We start from the raw sequence: 18,458 nt of genomic DNA on the forward strand, positions 1-18,458 counted from the left end.
AAACATCGCCTTAAAAGGCGATTGCTCTTTAAGGAATGTTCCACTCTTATAGGTTCAGGGTGGCTTGATTTTGAACTCGAGCGCGGTTGAAAGATTTCGTGCAGCCGCGCAAGAGGTGTTTGAAAAACCGTTAAGTGCAGGGGTAGAATGACTGGTATCGCAGCGTATCTGCAGCAACTGAACGGTTGGAAACGGCAGTCCGTCGCATTGATCTGTGGCGCGGCCACATCCTTTGCACTCACGCCGTTCTATCTCACCCCCATCAGCTTTCTGACCTTTCCAATCTTGGTCATTTTGCTCGACGGCATTGCAAAAACACCGCTGCGTAAAAAGCGTTTGCAGTTGGCCGCGCTCACTTGTTGGAGTTTCGGTTTCGGCTATTTCGTTTTCGGTCTTTGGTGGCTGAGTCATGCCATGCTCGTTGATCCAATTGCTTTTGCATGGGCTATTCCTTTCGCGGTGTTTGGCCTTCCCGCATATCTCGCGCTTTATTGGGCATTTGCGGGCATAATCGCGATGTTGCTTTGGCGTGCCGGGCCGTCGCGGTTTTTTGCACTCGCATTTGCACTCGGTGTTGGTGAATATTTGAGGGGGACGTTGCTGACCGGTTTTCCGTGGGGGGCTATCGGCTATACGGCAATGCCTTTTCCTTTGCTCATGCAGTCGGCAGCTGTCGTTGGCCTCTATGGCATGAATGCACTGGTTGTATTGATTTATTGTGTACCGGTTGTCTTCTTAACCGGGGAACGCAAGGCGTTTGCTTTGGCTATGGCCATCATGTTGCTTTGTGCACAAGTCGGCTTCGGTTTGTATCGTATGAGCAACATACCGCAAATTGCCGACTATAACCAGGTGCAGCGTTGGGTGCGGCTGGTTCAGCCATCCATCGAACAAAGCGAAAAGCTCGATAGTCAGGTTCGTATGGCCATGTTCGATGCGCATTTAAAGCTCAGCGAAGCGCCAAATCGTGCTGGTTCGGCAGAACCTGAAATGGTTATTTGGCCGGAAACGTCGGTACCCTATATTCTTGATTACGTTCCAGCAGCCAAAATGCGCATTGCTTCCACTCTAAAGCCACAACAATTTGCTATTGTCGGTGCTGTCAGAAGTGATGGTGGACCGGAAGATGAAGAAAAGCATTATTTCAATACGATCGAAGTCATCGACGGCAATGGTCAGATATTAGATGCTTCCGATAAAGTACATTTGGTGCCTTTTGGTGAATATTTACCCTATCAAAGCCTTTTTGATAAGATTGGATTACGCGGAATTGCTGATACAGTAGGTGGTTATACGGCGGGAGAAGGTCGCAAAACCGTCACATTGCCAAATGGTTTTGTCTATCTGCCCTTGATTTGCTACGAAGTTATATTCCCCTATGGTCTAGATTATCAGGGACCTGCCCCAGACGCGATATTGAATGTCACCAATGATGCCTGGTTCGGCGTAACTCCGGGGCCTTTTCAACATTTTGATCAGGCACGTTTGCGTGCAGTCGAACTTGGCATTCCTTTGATCCGCGCTGCCAATAATGGTATATCGGCAGTTGTTGACCCATATGGACGAATCGTTGCATCACTCGGACAAAACAAGGTAGGTTTTTTGGATGTTCCGATACCCCCAGCCATTGTTCCAATCTGGTACAAAGGACCGAATTTTTTCCACGCTTTCGTTATAATTGCTGTTATACTGATATTTAGTATAATATTAGGGCGTTCAAATCCCCGTCGGTCAATTGACAATTAATGAGCAATGCTATGTTATGCCGGGCGGCGACGTTCTGCGGGGGACTAATGCCTTAACCCTTGAATTTTCAATGGCCCTGCACCGGTTTCAGACCGGTGATGCTGGAAAGTATTGAAGTAAAGAGCTGAATCATGACCGCACTGAAAAAAAAGCCTGATCCGACGGATATCTATGTTGGAAGCCGTATTAGGTTGAGACGAAATATGCTTGGACTTAGCCAGGAAAAGCTTGGCGAACAGCTTGGGATCACCTTCCAGCAAATCCAGAAATATGAAAAAGGCACCAATCGCGTTGGCGCCAGCCGGTTACAGGCAATTTCCGAAATTATGGATGTGCCGGTTTCGTATTTCTTCGAGGAAGCCCCAGGTAGCCGACCTTTAGAAGGTTTTGGTGAGAGCGATAACAGCTTCATGGATTTTTGCTCAAGCAGCGAAGGTATCCAATTGATGCGTGCATTTACCAATATCAAAGACCCCAAGGTTCGCCGTAAGATCATTGATCTGGCAAAGGCTTTGTCGGAAGACGAAACGACCGATAAGCTCTGATATTCGAGTTAATATTCGTGCCCTTTGGCATTGTCAGGCTGTGTATATGTTTTTACAATCCAGCCCGTACGTTGAAAACGTTTTTATTCGTTGAAATAATATTTTCAGAAAAGATGGCCGTTGCAATCTTCGATTGTGCGATGGTGAACCTATTCGCTCAATGTCTTTAAATAATTTGACCTATGGCGCGTACCCTTAAAAAGCGAACTGTTTTTCGTATAACCACACGCGCGAGAAAACAAAAAGATGATGCCTGTCGTGTCGACGCAATAAAATGCTAAACGCGTTATTATCATCGCCCAAACGGCTCGGAAACATCACGCTTATTTCAATAGATAGCGGTAAAACAGCATTGACGAAAGGCGGCAAGCTTGGCAAATAGAATGCGTCGCTGTTCTCTACAGGGCGTCTGAAGAGGATGTAGACGTTTTTCTTTCAAGAGGGGTTTCCCGTGTCGCATCAAAATTATCTTTTCACTAGTGAATCCGTATCTGAAGGTCACCCCGACAAAGTTTGTGACCGCATTTCCGATGAAATCGTCGATATGATCTATAAGGAAGCGCGCAAAACCGGCGTTGATCCTTGGTCTGTACGTATTGCGTGTGAAACCCTTGCCACCACCAATCGTGTGGTCATTGCGGGTGAAGTACGGGTGCCGGATACCCTTTTGAAAAAAGATAAAAATGGCAAATTGGTGCATGATAAGGCGGGGCATCCGCTTATCAATCCTTCCCGTTTCCGCGCGGCCGCGCGCCGCGCAATCCGTGCTATCGGATATGAACAGGAAGGTTTTCACTGGAAGACCGTAAAGATTGACGTATTGTTGCATCCGCAATCTGCTGACATCGCACAGGGCGTTGACAATGCAGCCGATCGGCAGGGTGAAGAAGGTGCGGGCGATCAGGGTATCATGTTCGGCTATGCATGCCGCGAAACGCCCGATCTTATGCCAGCGCCGATCTATTATGCCCATAAAATTCTGGAACTCCTAGCTATCGCCCGTCATATGGATGAGGGTGAAGCTGGAAAACTCGGTCCTGATGCCAAAAGTCAGGTGACTGTGCGGTATGAAAATGGCCATCCGACGGAAGTGACATCCATCGTGCTGTCAACGCAACACATCGATGCCAGCTGGGATTCTAAAAAAGTGCGTTCTGTGGTGGAGCCCTATATCCGTACCGCTCTCAGTGATATTGCAATTGCCGATGATTGCAATTGGTACATCAATCCAACCGGAAAATTCGTCATTGGCGGCCCCGATGGTGATGCAGGGTTGACCGGTCGCAAGATCATTGTTGACACCTATGGTGGTGCAGCTCCGCATGGTGGTGGTGCGTTTTCCGGCAAGGACACAACAAAGGTTGACCGTTCCGCGGCATACGCCGCGCGTTATCTTGCCAAAAATGTTGTTGCTGCTGATCTGGCCGAACGTTGCACCATCCAGATTTCCTACGCAATCGGAGTGGCGCAACCCTTGTCTATCTATGTCAACCTACACGGAACCGGCAAGGTCGATGAAAGTGCGGTCGAAGCGGCTATCCGCAAAACGATGGATTTGTCCCCGACGGGCATTCGCAAGCATCTTGATTTGAATAAGGCCATTTATGCCAAGACGTCGGCCTATGGCCATTTTGGCCGTAAGCCGGGGCGAGATGGTTCATTCTCCTGGGAAAGAACAGATCTTGTAAAGGCTCTCAAGTCTGCGATCAAAGCGTAATGGAAAATCGCAAACAACGTGCAAGCGAAGCGTTTTACGGTCGTCGTCATGGTAAAGCCCTGCGCGACGGCCAGTTGACACGTGCCGAAACACTTCTTCCAGCATTAAAGCTTGACCTTGAAAAGCCCGCCCCAGCAAAGCTTGCGGATCTCTTCAAGGCAGAGGCTGGCAAGGTGCGTTTGGAGATTGGTTTTGGCGGTGGAGAGCACTTGCTGCACGAAATGGATCGGTATCCTGAGACGGGTTTTATCGGGGTAGAGCCTTTCGTGAATGGAATGGCGAAAATGCTTGCCGGTTTGGACGGTCGCGTTGACCGGCAGAACCATATTCGTCTCTATGATGATGATGCAACGCGTCTGCTTGATTGGATGCCCCCGGTTTCGCTCGATGGTATCGACCTTTTTTATCCAGATCCTTGGCCCAAAAAGAAGCACTGGAAACGTCGCTTTGTCAGTGACAAGAATCTTGACCGGTTTGCACGCGTATTAAAACCCGGTACAAAGTTTCGCTTTGCCAGTGATATTGATACCTACGTAAATTGGACGCTTTATCATTGCGCCCGACATGACGCATTTGAATGGCAGGCCGAAGGGCCGCAGGATTGGAAAACGCCTTATGAGGCTTGGCCAGGAACCCGATATGAGGCCAAAGCTTTTCGAGAGGGCCGTAGTGCAGCCTATCTGACGTTTATCAAGCGTTAGGTCACGAGCCTGCTTGGTGCAGTCTTTGGATAATCTCGTTAAAGCGCTTAATGAATGACTTGAAAAGAACTTCTTTTAAGCGTATATAGAAGGAAATTCTTGATCTTCTGATGAAGAGTGGGCCGCCCGGACCCGCTCTTTTTTGTTTCCAGGACGGGCTATGAGGTTAATTTGGAACAGAACGAGATGTGTGCAGCTGAACGGTTGATTGATATTGATGAAGCGCGCTTGTTCGAAGAAAATGGCATTGATGCCCGTGTGGCCGCGCTGATTGCGCCGGTCTTGAAGCCGCTTGGTTTCAGGTTGGTCCGTGTCAGGATGTCAGGCCTCAACGGTCTTACGCTGCAGATTATGGCGGAACGCGCCGACGGCACCATGACGATAGAGGATTGTGAAACCGTTAGTCGTACAGTGTCGCCTATTCTTGATGTTGAAGATGTGATTGAGCGTAAGTATCATCTTGAAGTTTCATCGCCCGGTATTGACCGGCCATTGGTGAGAAAGTCTGATTTTGTCCATTGGCAGGGACATATTGCCAAGGTTGAAACCGGTATTGTGATTGATGGCCGACGGAAATTTCGTGGCGTAATCTCCGAGGTTGATGGCGAGGCTTTCACACTCAATACCGACAAGGCGGCTTATGGCGAGGCCATGAGCGTGCGTATTCCGTTTGTAGATGTCACCGATGGTCGGTTGGTGTTGACGGACGAACTGATCCGAGATGCCTTGAAAAAAGATAAGGCTCTGCGCCAACAGCTGATCCCTGATGATGATCTGGGTGCATCGGAAGATGCTGCGCCGTTGGATGAAGTTGAAGAAAAGAAATAGTTTGGTCGATGCCGCGGGGCGGCACAAAAAAGGAGAGAATCAATGGCTGTAAGCGCTAACAGGCTGGAACTTCTGCAAATTGCAGATGCCGTTGCCCGCGAAAAGTCGATTGACCGTGAAATCGTGATTGCTGCTATGGCGGACGCTATCCAGAAAGCGGCCCGTTCGCGCTATGGTCAAGAGACCAATATCCGTGCCGACATTAATTCTAAATCCGGCGAAATCAAATTGCAGCGCTTGCTTGAAGTTGTGGATACGGTTGAAGATTATGCAACCCAGATCGCATTGGTTGACGCGCTTGGACGCAAGCCTGATGCGGTTGTTGGCGAGTTTCTGTCCGATCCGCTGCCGCCTATGGACTTCGGTCGTATTGCTGCCCAGTCTGCCAAGCAGGTGATTGTGCAAAAAGTACGCGAAGCAGAACGTGACCATCAGTTTGACGAGTTCAAGGACAAGGTTGGCGAAATTATTTCGGGAACGGTCAAGCGCGTCGAATATGGCAATGTCATTGTTGATCTTGGACGCGGTGAGGCGATTGTTCGTCGAGACGAGCTTATCCCGCGCGAAGCATTTCGTTATGGCGATCGTATCCGTGCATTTGTTTATGATGTACGTCGTGAGCAGCGTGGTCCGCAGATTTTTCTTTCACGTACCCATCCGCAATTCATGGCTAAGCTTTTCACCATGGAAGTGCCGGAAATCTATGATGGCATTATTGAAATCAAGTCGGTCGCTCGTGATCCGGGTTCACGCGCGAAGATTGCAGTGGTGTCACGTGATGGTTCGATCGATCCTGTCGGTGCTTGCGTTGGTATGCGCGGTAGCCGTGTGCAGGCTGTTGTTGGTGAACTGCAGGGTGAGAAAATCGATATCATTCCTTGGTCTCCAGATGCGGCAAGCTTTATTGTTAATGCTTTGCAGCCAGCTGAAGTGGCAAAAGTTGTTCTCGATGAGGAGTCCGAACGTATTGAAGTGGTGGTTCCTGATGATCAGCTGAGCCTTGCTATTGGTCGTCGCGGTCAAAATGTCCGTCTGGCTTCGCAATTGACGGGCTGGGATATTGACATTCTGACCGAGCAGGAAGAATCTGAAAATCGGCAAAAAGAGTTCACCGAGCGCAGCAAGCTCTTCATGGAAGCGCTGGATGTTGACGAAATGGTTGGTCAGGTTCTCGCCTCCGAAGGTTTCGCTTCAATCGAAGAGATCGCTTATGTAGAGCTTGATGAAATCGGCTCGATAGAAGGTTTTGACGAAGAGACCGCCTCGGAAATTCAGAACCGCGCAAAAGAGTTCCTTGAGCGTAAAGAGGCAGAGCTTGACAACAAGCGTAAAGAACTCGGTGTTGCTGACGAATTGCGTGAATTGCCTGGTCTGACGACGGCAATGTTGGTTGCTGTCGGTGAAGACGGTGTCAAAACCATCGAAGATTTTGCCGGTTATGCCGTGGATGATCTTGCTGGTTGGCGCGAACGTAAAGATGGCGAAACACAAAATTTTGCCGGTGTCCTGACCCCGTTTGATATCAGCCGTGCGGATGCGGAAGCGATGGTTGTCGCGGCGCGTTTGAAAGCCGGTTGGATGACAGAAGAAGACCTGGCAAAAGAAGAGCCTGTTGAAGAAGAGGCTGTCGCACAATAGGGTGTTGGAATAAACTGATGAATGATCGGACCTGCATTGTAACGCGAAAAAGCGGCTCGGCTGAAGAGCTTATCCGCTTTGTTGCGGGCCCCGACGGTCAGGTTGTTCCGGATATTAAAGGTAATTTGCCGGGGCGTGGTGCTTGGGTTTCTGCTTCGCGGCCAGTCCTTGAGGATGCAATCAAGCGCAAGGCTTTTCCGCGCAGTTTCAAACAGGAAGTCGCGGTTGAAAGCAATCTGTCGGAGTTGGTTGACCAGCTTCTGGTCAGGGCAGCGTTGGGGAATTTGGCCATGGCGCGCAAGGCTGGCGCTGTTGTAACGGGTTCATCGAAGGTGGATGCCGCCATACGAAGTGGTCAAGTGCGCTTGGTATTACATGCGGTAGAGGCGGCGGAAGATGGCCGGCGTAAAATCTCGCAGGCAATCCATGCCGCAAGGCTGCAGACAAAACAAACAGTTTCGGTGATGTCTTTATTCACCGGTGATGAAATGGGTGTGGCTTTTGGTGACAATCATGTGGTACATGCTGCACTATTGAATGTGCAGGCTGCGGACGGGTTCATCAAGACGGCGCGAAAACTTGTCGCCTATCGCGGGGTTAAGCGCAATGAACCTGAGAAGATGACGGTAGAAGCCGTGAAGGAAACGGAATGACTGAAGACAATAACGACAAAACAACAGCAAAAAAGACGCTGACGCTGAAACGTCCGGGCGTGGAAACAAGCACGGTTAAGCAGAATTTCAGCCATGGTCGGACCAAAGCTGTCGTTGTCGAAACGAAACGGCGCAAGATAACCCGTCCTGATGAAAAAGCGGAAACGCCGCAGGTGGTTACCAAGCCTCATGTTGCTCCGCATGTGAAGCCGCATGTCGAGACGCCGCCGCCTGCCATTGAGCAGCCTTTGCAGAGCAATCTTTCATCGGCTGAAATGGAAGCGCGTATGCGCGCCCTTGAAGAAGCGCGTATTCGCGCTGAGGAAGAACGTAAGCAGGCTGAAGAAGATGCCAAATTGCGTGCGGCTGAAGAGGCTGAGCGCGCAAAAGAGCGCGAAGAAATTTTGCGTAAGCAGGCAGAAGAAGATGCCAAGGCACGTGCCGAGGCTGAAGCACGTAAGGCAGCTGAGGCGCCAGCCACACCTGCTGCTCAGGCAGCTGTTCCGCCTGTCTCGGATGCCGCAGCGATAACCAAGCCGCGTACGGCTGCGCCTGTTGTCAAGCGCAGTGCTGGCGAAGAAGAGGACGAGGAACGTCGCGCCCGTCGTGGCGGTGCGCCAGCGAAGCCGGAAGTCCGTACCCCCAAGGTTGTCAAAGGTGCCGATGAGCGGCGCCGTGGCAAGTTGACGCTGAATAGCGCACTTGATGATGATGGCAATGCTCGTGGTCGCTCCATGGCTGCAATGCGCCGTCGGCAGGAAAAGTTCAAACGTTCGCAAATGCAGGAAACGCGTGAGAAGATCTCGCGTGAAGTGACGCTTCCAGAAACGATTACTATTCAGGAGTTGGCACAGCGTATGGCCGAGCGTTCTGTTGAGGTCATCAAATATCTGATGAAGCAAGGCCAGATGATGAAGCCTGGCGATGTGATTGATGCCGATATGGCGCAATTGATTGCAGAGGAATTTGGCCATACGGTAAAGCGTGTTGCCGAGTCTGATGTTGAAGAAGGTCTGTTCAATGTCGCCGACGATACAGGGAAGCTACAACCGCGTCCCCCTGTTGTCACCATTATGGGGCACGTCGATCACGGCAAAACCTCTTTGCTTGATGCAATCCGCAAAGCCAATGTCGTTTCGGGTGAAGCCGGTGGTATTACCCAGCATATTGGTGCGTATCAGGTTGTGCAAAACGGTCAGAAGATCACATTCATCGACACTCCGGGCCATGCTGCCTTTACTGCGATGCGTGCTCGTGGTGCGCAGGCAACGGATATTGCAGTTCTGGTTGTCGCAGCCGATGATAGCGTCATGCCGCAGACGATTGAATCGATCAATCATGCCAAGGCTGCCGGCGTACCGATTATTGTTGCAATCAACAAAATCGATAAGCCCGCTGCTGACGCACAAAAGGTTCGTACAGAGCTTTTGCAATATGAAGTTTTTGTCGAAACAATGGGTGGTGACGTGCTGGAAGTGGAAGTTTCAGCCAAGACCGGTCAAAATCTCGATAAGCTTCTTGAGGCCATCTTGCTTCAGGCCGAAATCCTCGACCTGAAGGCGGATCCGGATCGTACCGCTGAAGGCGTCGTTATTGAAGCCGAGCTTGACCGTGGCCGTGGTTCAGTCGCCACAGTCTTGGTGCAGAAAGGCACATTGCATCCTTCTGATATTATTGTTGCTGGTAATGAATGGGGGCGTGTTCGTGCGCTTATCAACGATCGGGGCGATCACATCAAGGAAGCCGGGCCATCTATGCCGGTGGAAATTCTTGGTATGCAAGGAACGCCGCAGGCCGGTGACCGCTTTGCCGTGGTGAATAATGAATCGCAAGCGCGCGAAATCGCTGAATATCGTCAGCGTTTGGCTCGCGAGAAGGCCGTTGCCCGTCAGGCAGGTTCACGTGGTTCGCTCGAGCAGATGATGAACCAGTTGCAAGCCAGTGGTGTCAAGGAATTCCCGCTTGTCATCAAGGGCGATGTGCAGGGTTCGGTGGAAGCTATCTGTGTTGCACTTGAAAAACTTGGCAATGACGAGGTTCGTGCTCGTATCGTCCATGCCGGTGCCGGTGGTATCACGGAAAGTGATGTGTCATTGGCCGAAGCGTCTAATGCCGCCATTATCGGCTTTAACGTGCGTGCGAATAAGCAGGCACGGGATTCCGCTGAAGCGCAAGGCATCGAAATCCGCTATTACAACATCATCTACGATCTGGTGGACGACGTGAAAGCGGCAATGTCGGGTATGCTATCGCCAGAGCGCCGTGAGACGTTCCTTGGCAATGCCGAGATCCTGGAAGTCTTCAATATCACCAAGGTCGGCAAGGTTGCCGGTTGCCGTGTTACCGAAGGAAAAATGGAGCGTGGTGCAGGCGTTCGCCTTATACGTGATAACGTTGTTATCCATGAAGGCAAGCTTAAGACACTTAAGCGTTTCAAGGACGAGGTCAACGAAGTGCAGGTTGGTCAGGAATGCGGTATGGCTTTCGAAAATTACGAAGACATCCGCGCCGGCGATACGATCGAAGCATTCCGCGTCGAGCATATTACCCGCACCTTGTAACAGTTTCGGCGGTGTCAGAAAAAGGCACCGCCGGATTCTGCCGGTTTTACCGGTAAATAAAGCGATAGCGCTGGACGTTCAAAAGAGCCGTTTATGCCTTTATTGCGGTTGAAACGGCTTTCAAAACATCAGAACAAAAAGAAACATACGCCAGAGTGCGGATGTTTCAACTCGGATCATAAAGGTTGGTTTTCTCATGAAACATGCAGGGCCGTCGCAACGACAATTAAGAGTTGGCGAGCAGGTGCGCCATGCTGTTGCAACCATGCTGCAACGCGGCGTCTTGCTTGATCCGGTTTTAAACGGTGTGGTCCTTTCCGTATCGGAAGTGCGCATGTCGCCAGATTTGAAGATAGCAACCTGCTTTGTGGCACCGCTTGGCAATGTTGACAGTGATCCGGTGATAAAAGCCTTAAACCATCATGCCCGTTTTATCCGGGGTGAAATCAGCCATGATTTGCGGCAGATGAAATATATGCCGGAATTCCGTTTTCGGCTTGATACAAGTTTTGACAACTTTTCAAAAATTGATGCATTGCTCCGTTCTCCCGAAGTAGCACGCGATTTGCGTCACGATGACGAACAAGAGGACTAAGCAGAACATGGCGCGCCAACGTAAGAAAAAAGGTCGGCCGGTTTCCGGCTGGGTAGTTTTGGATAAGCCTAAAGGTATGGGGTCGACAGAAGCTGTTTCGAAAATCAAATGGTTGTTCAATGCCGAAAAAGCCGGACATGCTGGAACACTTGATCCGTTGGCTTCAGGCATGCTGCCCATCGCGCTCGGTGAAGCTACAAAGACAGTTCCCTATGTTATGGAGGGGACCAAGGTCTATCAGTTCCATGTAGCTTGGGGTGAGGAACGCAATACGGACGATCTTGAAGGCGAAGCAACCAAAACATCGGAAAAACGTCCGACAGAAGATGAGATCTTGGCGATTTTGCCTCATTATATCGGTGTGATTATGCAAACACCGCCGCAATTTTCGGCCATCAAGATTGACGGAAACCGCGCCTACGACCTTGCCCGCGAAGGTGAGACGATTGAAATACCGGCTCGTGAAGTCGAAATTGATAGTCTGGAATTGCTTGAGACAAATGCCGAGGGACATTCAGTCTTTGAAGTGGAATGTGGAAAAGGCACGTATGTACGTTCTTTGGCGCGCGACATGGGGCGTGAGCTTGGATGTTACGGCCATATTGCAGATTTACGCCGCATTGAAGTGGCACCTTTTTCCGAAGATGATTTCGTAACGTTGGAAGAGTTGGAAACGGCCGCTCCGCAAAAAGGCGAGCCGGATGAAGATGGCAACTTGCCAAAACGCGATTTTTCCAAGATTGATGATCTGTTGATCGAAACCGGCGCAGCATTGGAATGCCTGTCGCAATATGCACTAAGTGATGATCAGGCCCATCGCGTAAAGATGGGTAACCCCGTTATCCTGCGCGGTCGTGATGCCCCCATTGACGAAGATGAAGTATGTGTGACGCAAAAAGGTCAATTGTTAGCTATTGGAATGATTGAAAAAGGTCAATTCAAGCCAAAACGTGTCTTTACAATCAATAATTGATCGTCTGCCCTGTTTGTAAATATCCTGGCTGCTTCCGCTTTCCTTCGCGCATCTCTTTGCTGTTTAGAGCGGTTCCCGATTGATGTGAATCATCAATCAGATAAGATACCGCGACAAATCAAAAGCTTGAGACGCGCTGGCCGGGTAGCATCAGGTCGATAGTTTTTGCAAATCAACTATGCTTTGCGATGCGATTTGCGTATTCTTTTGAAGCGCTGATAAGCCAAGCCAAAATAGCCGCGCCCTTAAGAACTGTCCCATTATATAACGATTTGAAACATTTTAAAAACATAATGGGTCTAACGACGCTTATTTCAGTCTTTCTTCGCTGTCTTTGAGCGAAAATCATTTTCAAAACACCCGATTTTTATTTAGGTAGCCTGCTGAAAAAAAATGCGCTTATTCTTATTTCTCCGGCAGACAGCGGGTGGGGGATATCGAGCGCGATGATGTCTTTATCGGAGTTGTTACTTTATGAATCTACGTGGCTCGTGTGCATGCCTTTGCACGCCATCTCCACTCGTGTCTGGAAAAGCTTTCTGGGCTGGGGCACTATTTTCTATTTTATCGTCTTTCGCCGTTTCGGGCAAAGCAGAAGCTCAAACATTTTGTGGTAAGCGGACCAATATCAGCACTGGCAATGCATCGGCGATGACGCTTGGAAGCAACGATTGCCTGGAAGTCTCACCGAATACTACGCTGACAGATTGGACTATTTCCAATGGTGCAAAAGTTTCTGTTCTTGGTACATTGAATAATAGCACGATCGCAGATAGCGAGGCGGTTATCAGCAAATTGCCGCAGATCGGCGACGGTGCTTACGACCCCAATTTTCAAGCGTCGGCAAAGGGCTGGACGGTTAATCAGGGCGCAGTGGTAAGCGTGATGGCGGGCGGCGCTATTTCCGATTCTACGGTTCAAGATGGCGGCCAGATCCATATTTTTACTTCCGATAGCGCAGATAAATCGATGGAAGCCGGTAAGGCGCAAAATATCATCGTCGGTGATGACGGCACTCTGAGTGTCTATGATGGCGGGCAATCCTTTGGCACACAAATTGAACTCGGTGGCTTCGAAAATGTGTTTGGAAGTGGTGTATCGGTAGGAACTACTGTTAATGGCGGTAGGCAAACGGTGTCTGACGGTGGTATTGCGCGCCAAACCCGTGTCAATGACGGCGTACAATATGTTATTGATAATGGTGAAGGTACGGGGTTTGCTTATGATACGATCGTTGCTGGCAATGGGTATCAACGCGTCATGTATGAAGGTCAAGTTTTCAATACGACAGTATATGATTATGGTTCCATCTACATTTTTGAAGATTCAAGCATTACCGACGCGACATTGCACGATGGCTCGGTATTGTGGGGTGCAAGCAACGCAAAGATGAATGGCCAGCTGGATGTTTATGACAATGCGCGAATTGAAATGATGGCAGGTGCTGGCGACGGTACTTCTGCGGGCATTATCAACTTGCACGACAAGACAACATTTCTGGGTGTCCATAACGGGCTTAACAACGACGATTATATCACCATCGATAAATTGACCGGTCAGGGAACAATTGTCACTATCCCTCTTGGGGATAGCGCGGCTTTTAGCCGTATGAATATTGGTGAATTGTCCGGCAACTTGAATTTTATGATTCATACAAGTGTCGCAGAAAATGTAGGAGATTTCATCAGCGTACAAAAAGGCAGCGGTAATCATACGCTGATGATCAGCGATAGCGGCAGTGAAATTACCCGAGCTGAAAGCAATAGTCTCAATCTTATCCAAGATCAGAGTGGAGGGTCGCGTTATCAGCTTGTTGACAAGAACGGAGCCGTGACGCGCTATGTCGATGGCGGTGCCTATATGTATCAGCTTTACACCGCCAAAGACAAAGATGGTTTGGCTGGCAGTGTCTGGTATCTTGGCCTTCCTTCAACCGAACCCGAGACACCTGAGGGCAATGGCAATGAAGGTGAAACCAGCAGTGAAAATGGTGCTGGAGGCGGCGTAAGTGGTGAAACAGGGCCTGGTCAGGTTTTGCCCGTGCCAGAGGAACTCAAAACCACACCTTCAACAGATGCAATGCTGGCGATTGCTTCCGTCGGGCACAATATTTTTTACAACGAGCTTTCCACCTTACATACGCGAAATATAGGAACGGGCGAGAGGGATCTGGATGGTTGGCGCTTCTGGACACGCGGTATAGGCAGCCATAGCAATTTTGCTTATGGCTTGGCTGACTATCGGCTGAACCAGAAAGGTATTGAGTTCGGCGTTGATAAATCCGTCAACGGCGCGCGCGGGACGTGGCTGATAGGGGGAATCGTCTCTTATACGGACAATAAGGTCAAACACGAACGTGGTGGTGAAAGTGATATTGACAGCTATAGCGCATCGATTTTTGCCAGCTATTTCGACAAAAGCGGGTTCTATTTTGATAGTATCTTGAAGGTCAATCGTTTCAAAGGCGACATACAGGCACGTATGACCAATGGTGACATGGCATCGGGCAGCTATTCGCAAAATGCGATAGGTGGGGCGCTTGAGGCAGGATACCGTTTTGAATTGCCATCATCCACCTTTATCAATCCTTATCTGCGTGGCTCGTTCTTCACCAGTGAAAATAAAACGGTCAAGCTCGATAATGGTATGCGTGCAAAATTGGGGCGCGGCAGCTCAGCTAAAATTGAAGCCGGTGTTGTGATTGGCCGTGAGTATGCGTTGAAAAATGGTTGTTCTGTCAAACCCTATGTGCGTTTGGCTGTCGAACATGAATTTGTCGATTCTGAAACGGTTACGATCAATAGATCACATCGCTTTAAAAATGATTATAGTGGCACAACGGCAAAAATTGGTGCCGGAATAGATGCAAAGATCAGTAAAAAAGCATCGGTTTTTGGTGAAGTTGAATACCGTGCCGGTGGTGCCACAAGTTCGTCCGTATCCGGTAATATCGGCCTGCGTATTCGTTTTTAACAATTAATGATGGTTCTTCCCGTCAATGCAAATGATGGGGAGAGTGCTTTAAATGCATTTCATTGGCCTGGGGGACAGTTTGACGTTCGATCATACGGTGAACGCGAATACCCTCAGGTGCCTTGTTCAGTTTACTCAACCGTTCATTCACCTCGGCATCAGCCTTTGTGCGTCGATGGTTATGACGCAGATAATCCACCCAAGTCGGCATATGGTAGGATTCCGTCCAGCAATGCGGTTTTTCGAGGTCTCTTAACAGAACCCATTGGCGTGCACCGTCGCGCAAACGTATTCTGCGTCTTAAGGTCATCGTGTCGAGGAATTCCGGCAGGTCGGCCTCGGTGATTTCATAATCAATCATAATCATGATCGGGCCGCTACGGGCTTGTAAATCGAGCAAAAGTTCTGGTTCACGAAACTGATCCAATGGATCAAGGTTGATACTGGGGATCTCATGAATGGCAAATTTCAAACCGGCCAGCGCACCAAGAAGCAAAAAGGCGGAACAGATATAAAGCGCAACGGTTGGTGAATAGCCATCGGCTAATGCACCCCAAAGCCAGCTACCAAGCGCCATGCCGCCAAACGATGCTGTCTGGTAAAGCGCCAAGGCTCGTGCCACTACCCAGCGTGGTGTGGAAAGCTGAACGGAAACATTGAAAAGCGACAGCGCCAGAACCCAGCACATACCTGCCGGCAACAACACAATATGTGTGAGAATAAGGGAACGGCTTATTGCCAAAAGAAAGCATGAAAGGGCAAAGCCGACAAAAGCACTTGCCACAATGGTTTCAGAGCGAAAGCGACGGCGTATACCTGAATTGATAACACCGGCTATAATCGCCCCGATACCGAAGAAGCCCAGCAACGTTCCATATAACAATGCGCCGCCGGCAAGCATCTCGCGTGCGACAACCGGCAGAAGCGCCAATATGGCAATGCCACCGAGGCCGAACATAAAGGCGCGGGTCATGATATTAAGCAGATGCGGTGACATCATGACATAGCGCAAACCATCCGACATGGCACCAACCAGACGCTCACGGGGTAGGGTCTTGGCGGAGTAGCGAGGTTTCCAAAGAAATAAAGCGCCCAATAGGGGAATATAGCTGAAAGCATTAAATATAAATGCCGCTGCTCCGCCGAAAGCAGCCACAATAGCACCACCAGCAGCAGGGCCGACACTGCGCATCAGGTTGAAACCGACGCTATTCAGCGTGACAGCGGCGGGAATATCTTCCCGCGGCACAATATCACCGACAGTTGCCTGCCATGGCGGATTATAAAGTGCAGAGCCACAACCGATCAGAAAGGTGAATAACAAAAGAAGCCAAGGCGTGATAAGTCCCATATAGGTCAAGATCGCGAGCGCAATCGACACCATCATCATCATGGCCTGTGCGCTCAACATGATCTGGCGTCGATTGAAATTGTCGGCAAGGGCGCCAGCCATAAGCGAAAAAATAACAACCGGCAGCGTCGTTGCGCCCTGAACCAGCCCAACCATGGAGTTTGAGGTGGTGATCAATGTCATCAACCATCCCGCGCCCACCGTTTGGATAAGGCCGCCAAGGTTCGACACGAGCGTGGCCGACCAAAGGCTCCTGAAAGCAGCATTTTTAAACGGCGCCAAAGTTGTATTTTTCTGCTGCATTGGCCTCCCTGCCCAAAAACTACTTTTATTCGTTCAAGTAGTCTAAGCGAGGTGTGAAGGCGCCGCAAGGGCTTGATGAAACGTGCCGACGAGTTTGTCGGCACGTTTTATCATAAAACCGTACATCGCAAAGAATAACGGCAGCTTTAGTGCTGTGACCTGACATTGGCAATTACGCGGTTGATAGAAATATGACCGCGGTCGTTACCAGAATGATGCCGAACCAGCCGATCGGTTTCAATCGATGTCCGAACAAAATGCGTCCACAGGCGGCGGTGCCAACCACACCGATAGCGCCCCACATCGCATAGGCGATGGCGAGATCCATGGTTTTGACTGCTTGGCCGAGCAAAGCAAAGGCAATCCATACCAAAATAATAGCGCCGAAGCCCCAGCCCAATTTTTGGAAGCCCTTTGAACGGGCCACCATCATATTGGCACCAATGTCGATAAAGGCTGATAGGGTTACATAGATGATTGCTGTTATTGTCATGATGAATGCTCCTCACCCAAAGCGACGCAAATAATTCCAATAAGCGCGAGAACAAGGCCGATGAGTTCCTGTATGGAAAGAACATCCTTGAAGATCAGAACACCAACGACCGTCAGCAAAGTCAGGCCAAGACCTTCCCAAATCGCATAGGCGACGCCGACAGAAATTCGACGCACCGAAAGCGCTAAAAAGTAATAGGAGAGCGCGAGAGCCATCGCCATGATAGCGAAACCCATATAGCCGCCATGGCGGGCCGACTCGGCCATGAAGGATGTTCCTGTCACCTCTGCAACGATGGCTATAAATAGTGCAAACCAAGCCCAGTAGGTTTTGAACGCCAACTGCTTGTTTATCATTTTCCATTCCTTGGTATTATCGAAGTTGATTTTTCCAAATGAAAATGATCGATTTTTATAGTATAATCAAAATAGGATGTATCGAAAAAAACGATAGGAAATGGATAATGCGTTATGCACCTGAATCGCTGACGGCCTTTGTGGAAGCTGCTGCACTTGGTTCTTTTTCTGCGGCAGCACGAAAATTGCAGAAAAGTCAGTCGACGATCAGCGCAGCAATCGCTCATCTTGAAACCGATCTTGGGCTGATACTTTTTGATCGCAGTGGCCGCTATCCTGTCTTGACCGAAGAAGGGCGCAAAGTGCTTTGGTATGCGCAGGATATCCTTGATGCCGCCGACCGGCTCGATGAATTAAGCATCAGATTGGCGGATGACATCGAGCCACGTCTGGCGATTGTGGTGTCGGATACCTATCCGATCAGTCCCACACATCGCTTGATGGAACGTTTTGCATCGCGTTATCCCGATACCGAGTTGGAGATACTTGATGCAGAGGCGTCTTATGTGGTCGATCTCCTTCAGCGTGGACGCGCGCAATTAGGACTTTTGGCGGCTATGGCCGATTATCCTAGCGATATCAGCGTAAAACGGCTTCCTATACGCGCAGAAATGGCGCTTTATGTCGGTAAAAACCACCCAATGGCCAATCGGGAATTGTTGACACCGTCGCAACTTTACACAGCGCGACAGATCCGATTGACGACGCCGTCTAAAACCGCTGAAAAGACTCGCCCCTATATCTGGTCTGCATCGGATTATATGGTTATTATGGAGATGGCCGAACAAGGCTTTGGCTGGGCAGAACTGCCGCAAAATCTGGTTCGGCAATATGGCGGTGACCGTCTTAAACAATTGGATGTCAACGGGTGGCCGCGCTCGGTGCCGATTGATGCTGTGACGCTTAAGCAAACGCCGCCGGGCGCTGCGGGCTTATGGTTTCTGGAACAATTGATGAAAACCGATGATGATGTGGACAGCGATAGATGACAGATATTGTTGCGCCAATGCCTGAACTTGCCGCAT

15 protein-coding genes are annotated in these 18,458 nt (G+C 49.8%); 12 read left to right on the plus strand and 3 right to left on the minus strand.

The window, feature by feature from the left end:
• Positions 1-147: 147 nt before the first annotated feature.
• The 11 genes from lnt to ACYSNS_RS04125 all read left to right on the plus strand — a co-directional run bounded on the left by lnt (position 148) and on the right by ACYSNS_RS04125 (position 14,930).
• On the plus strand, positions 148-1,746 hold the full coding sequence (lnt, locus tag ACYSNS_RS04075; RefSeq protein ID WP_461721829.1) for an apolipoprotein N-acyltransferase: 1,599 nt from the start codon (positions 148-150) through the stop codon (positions 1,744-1,746).
• Positions 1,747-1,877: 131 nt separating this feature from the next.
• Positions 1,878-2,291, plus strand: a complete 414-nt coding sequence (locus ACYSNS_RS04080) for a helix-turn-helix domain-containing protein (RefSeq protein WP_461721830.1) — start codon at positions 1,878-1,880, stop codon at positions 2,289-2,291.
• A gap of 451 nt (positions 2,292-2,742) precedes the next feature.
• Entirely contained in the window at positions 2,743-4,008 is a 1,266-nt protein-coding gene (metK, locus tag ACYSNS_RS04085; RefSeq protein ID WP_461721831.1) for a methionine adenosyltransferase, read from the plus strand.
• A complete protein-coding gene (gene trmB, locus ACYSNS_RS04090) occupies positions 4,008-4,709 on the plus strand; it encodes a tRNA (guanine(46)-N(7))-methyltransferase TrmB (protein WP_461721832.1) in 702 nt (233 codons plus the stop codon). The genes metK and trmB overlap by 1 nt, the downstream gene beginning before the upstream one ends.
• A 186-nt stretch (positions 4,710-4,895) precedes the next feature.
• Positions 4,896-5,537: a ribosome maturation factor RimP gene (gene rimP / locus ACYSNS_RS04095; protein ID WP_461721912.1), complete on the plus strand. Its 642-nt coding sequence runs from the start codon at positions 4,896-4,898 to the stop codon at positions 5,535-5,537.
• A 42-nt stretch (positions 5,538-5,579) separates the two neighbouring features.
• Positions 5,580-7,175 carry a transcription termination factor NusA gene (nusA, locus tag ACYSNS_RS04100; RefSeq protein WP_461721833.1) on the plus strand — a complete coding sequence of 532 codons (1,596 nt, stop codon included), beginning with the start codon at positions 5,580-5,582 and terminating at the stop codon, positions 7,173-7,175.
• 17 nt (positions 7,176-7,192) lie between these two features.
• Positions 7,193-7,828, plus strand: a complete 636-nt coding sequence (locus tag ACYSNS_RS04105) for an RNA-binding protein (protein WP_461721834.1) — start codon at positions 7,193-7,195, stop codon at positions 7,826-7,828.
• Entirely contained in the window at positions 7,825-10,389 is a 2,565-nt protein-coding gene (gene infB / locus ACYSNS_RS04110; RefSeq protein WP_461721835.1) for a translation initiation factor IF-2, read from the plus strand. The genes ACYSNS_RS04105 and infB overlap by 4 nt, the downstream gene beginning before the upstream one ends.
• Positions 10,390-10,585: 196 nt before the next feature.
• Positions 10,586-10,984 carry a 30S ribosome-binding factor RbfA gene (rbfA, locus tag ACYSNS_RS04115; RefSeq protein WP_461721836.1) on the plus strand — a complete coding sequence of 133 codons (399 nt, stop codon included), beginning with the start codon at positions 10,586-10,588 and terminating at the stop codon, positions 10,982-10,984.
• Positions 10,985-10,991: 7 nt separating this feature from the next.
• The gene (truB, locus tag ACYSNS_RS04120; RefSeq protein WP_461721837.1) at positions 10,992-11,957 is read left to right on the plus strand and encodes a tRNA pseudouridine(55) synthase TruB; all 966 of its coding nucleotides are present in this window, start codon (positions 10,992-10,994) and stop codon (positions 11,955-11,957) included.
• Between the two features lie 474 nt (positions 11,958-12,431).
• Positions 12,432-14,930, plus strand: coding sequence for an autotransporter outer membrane beta-barrel domain-containing protein (locus ACYSNS_RS04125; RefSeq protein WP_461721838.1), 2,499 nt, complete (start codon positions 12,432-12,434; stop codon positions 14,928-14,930).
• 22 nt (positions 14,931-14,952) lie between these two features.
• Here the strand turns inward: ACYSNS_RS04125 and ACYSNS_RS04130 are convergent, their stop codons facing one another.
• The 3 genes from ACYSNS_RS04130 to ACYSNS_RS04140 all read right to left on the minus strand — a co-directional run bounded on the left by ACYSNS_RS04130 (position 14,953) and on the right by ACYSNS_RS04140 (position 17,433).
• Positions 14,953-16,584, minus strand: a complete 1,632-nt coding sequence (locus tag ACYSNS_RS04130; protein ID WP_461721839.1) for an MFS transporter — start codon at positions 16,582-16,584, stop codon at positions 14,953-14,955.
• Between the two features lie 172 nt (positions 16,585-16,756).
• A complete protein-coding gene (locus ACYSNS_RS04135) occupies positions 16,757-17,077 on the minus strand; it encodes an SMR family transporter (RefSeq protein ID WP_461721840.1) in 321 nt (106 codons plus the stop codon).
• Entirely contained in the window at positions 17,074-17,433 is a 360-nt protein-coding gene (locus ACYSNS_RS04140; RefSeq protein WP_461721841.1) for a DMT family transporter, read from the minus strand. The genes ACYSNS_RS04135 and ACYSNS_RS04140 overlap by 4 nt, the downstream gene beginning before the upstream one ends.
• A gap of 107 nt (positions 17,434-17,540) precedes the next feature.
• Here ACYSNS_RS04140 and ACYSNS_RS04145 point away from each other — a divergent pair, with 107 nt between their 5' ends.
• A complete protein-coding gene (locus ACYSNS_RS04145) occupies positions 17,541-18,422 on the plus strand; it encodes a LysR family transcriptional regulator (RefSeq protein WP_461721842.1) in 882 nt (293 codons plus the stop codon).
• The last annotated feature ends 36 nt before the right edge of the window (positions 18,423-18,458 follow it).

This window comes from Bartonella sp. LJL80 (genome assembly GCF_054871565.1).

Coding starts and splice junctions, on each gene's coding strand:
- trmB (WP_461721832.1), top strand. CDS start 4,008: ATGGAAAATCGCAAACAACGTGCAAGCGAAGCGTTTTACGGTCGTCGT.
- ACYSNS_RS04145 (WP_461721842.1), top strand. CDS start 17,541: ATGCGTTATGCACCTGAATCGCTGACGGCCTTTGTGGAAGCTGCTGCA.
- infB (WP_461721835.1), top strand. CDS start 7,825: ATGACTGAAGACAATAACGACAAAACAACAGCAAAAAAGACGCTGACG.
- nusA (WP_461721833.1), top strand. CDS start 5,580: ATGGCTGTAAGCGCTAACAGGCTGGAACTTCTGCAAATTGCAGATGCC.
- ACYSNS_RS04140 (WP_461721841.1), bottom strand. CDS start 17,433: ATGATAAACAAGCAGTTGGCGTTCAAAACCTACTGGGCTTGGTTTGCA.
- truB (WP_461721837.1), top strand. CDS start 10,992: ATGGCGCGCCAACGTAAGAAAAAAGGTCGGCCGGTTTCCGGCTGGGTA.
- ACYSNS_RS04105 (WP_461721834.1), top strand. CDS start 7,193: ATGAATGATCGGACCTGCATTGTAACGCGAAAAAGCGGCTCGGCTGAA.
- ACYSNS_RS04130 (WP_461721839.1), bottom strand. CDS start 16,584: ATGCAGCAGAAAAATACAACTTTGGCGCCGTTTAAAAATGCTGCTTTC.
- ACYSNS_RS04080 (WP_461721830.1), top strand. CDS start 1,878: ATGACCGCACTGAAAAAAAAGCCTGATCCGACGGATATCTATGTTGGA.
- ACYSNS_RS04135 (WP_461721840.1), bottom strand. CDS start 17,077: ATGACAATAACAGCAATCATCTATGTAACCCTATCAGCCTTTATCGAC.
- rimP (WP_461721912.1), top strand. CDS start 4,896: ATGTGTGCAGCTGAACGGTTGATTGATATTGATGAAGCGCGCTTGTTC.
- rbfA (WP_461721836.1), top strand. CDS start 10,586: ATGAAACATGCAGGGCCGTCGCAACGACAATTAAGAGTTGGCGAGCAG.
- lnt (WP_461721829.1), top strand. CDS start 148: ATGACTGGTATCGCAGCGTATCTGCAGCAACTGAACGGTTGGAAACGG.
- ACYSNS_RS04125 (WP_461721838.1), top strand. CDS start 12,432: ATGAATCTACGTGGCTCGTGTGCATGCCTTTGCACGCCATCTCCACTC.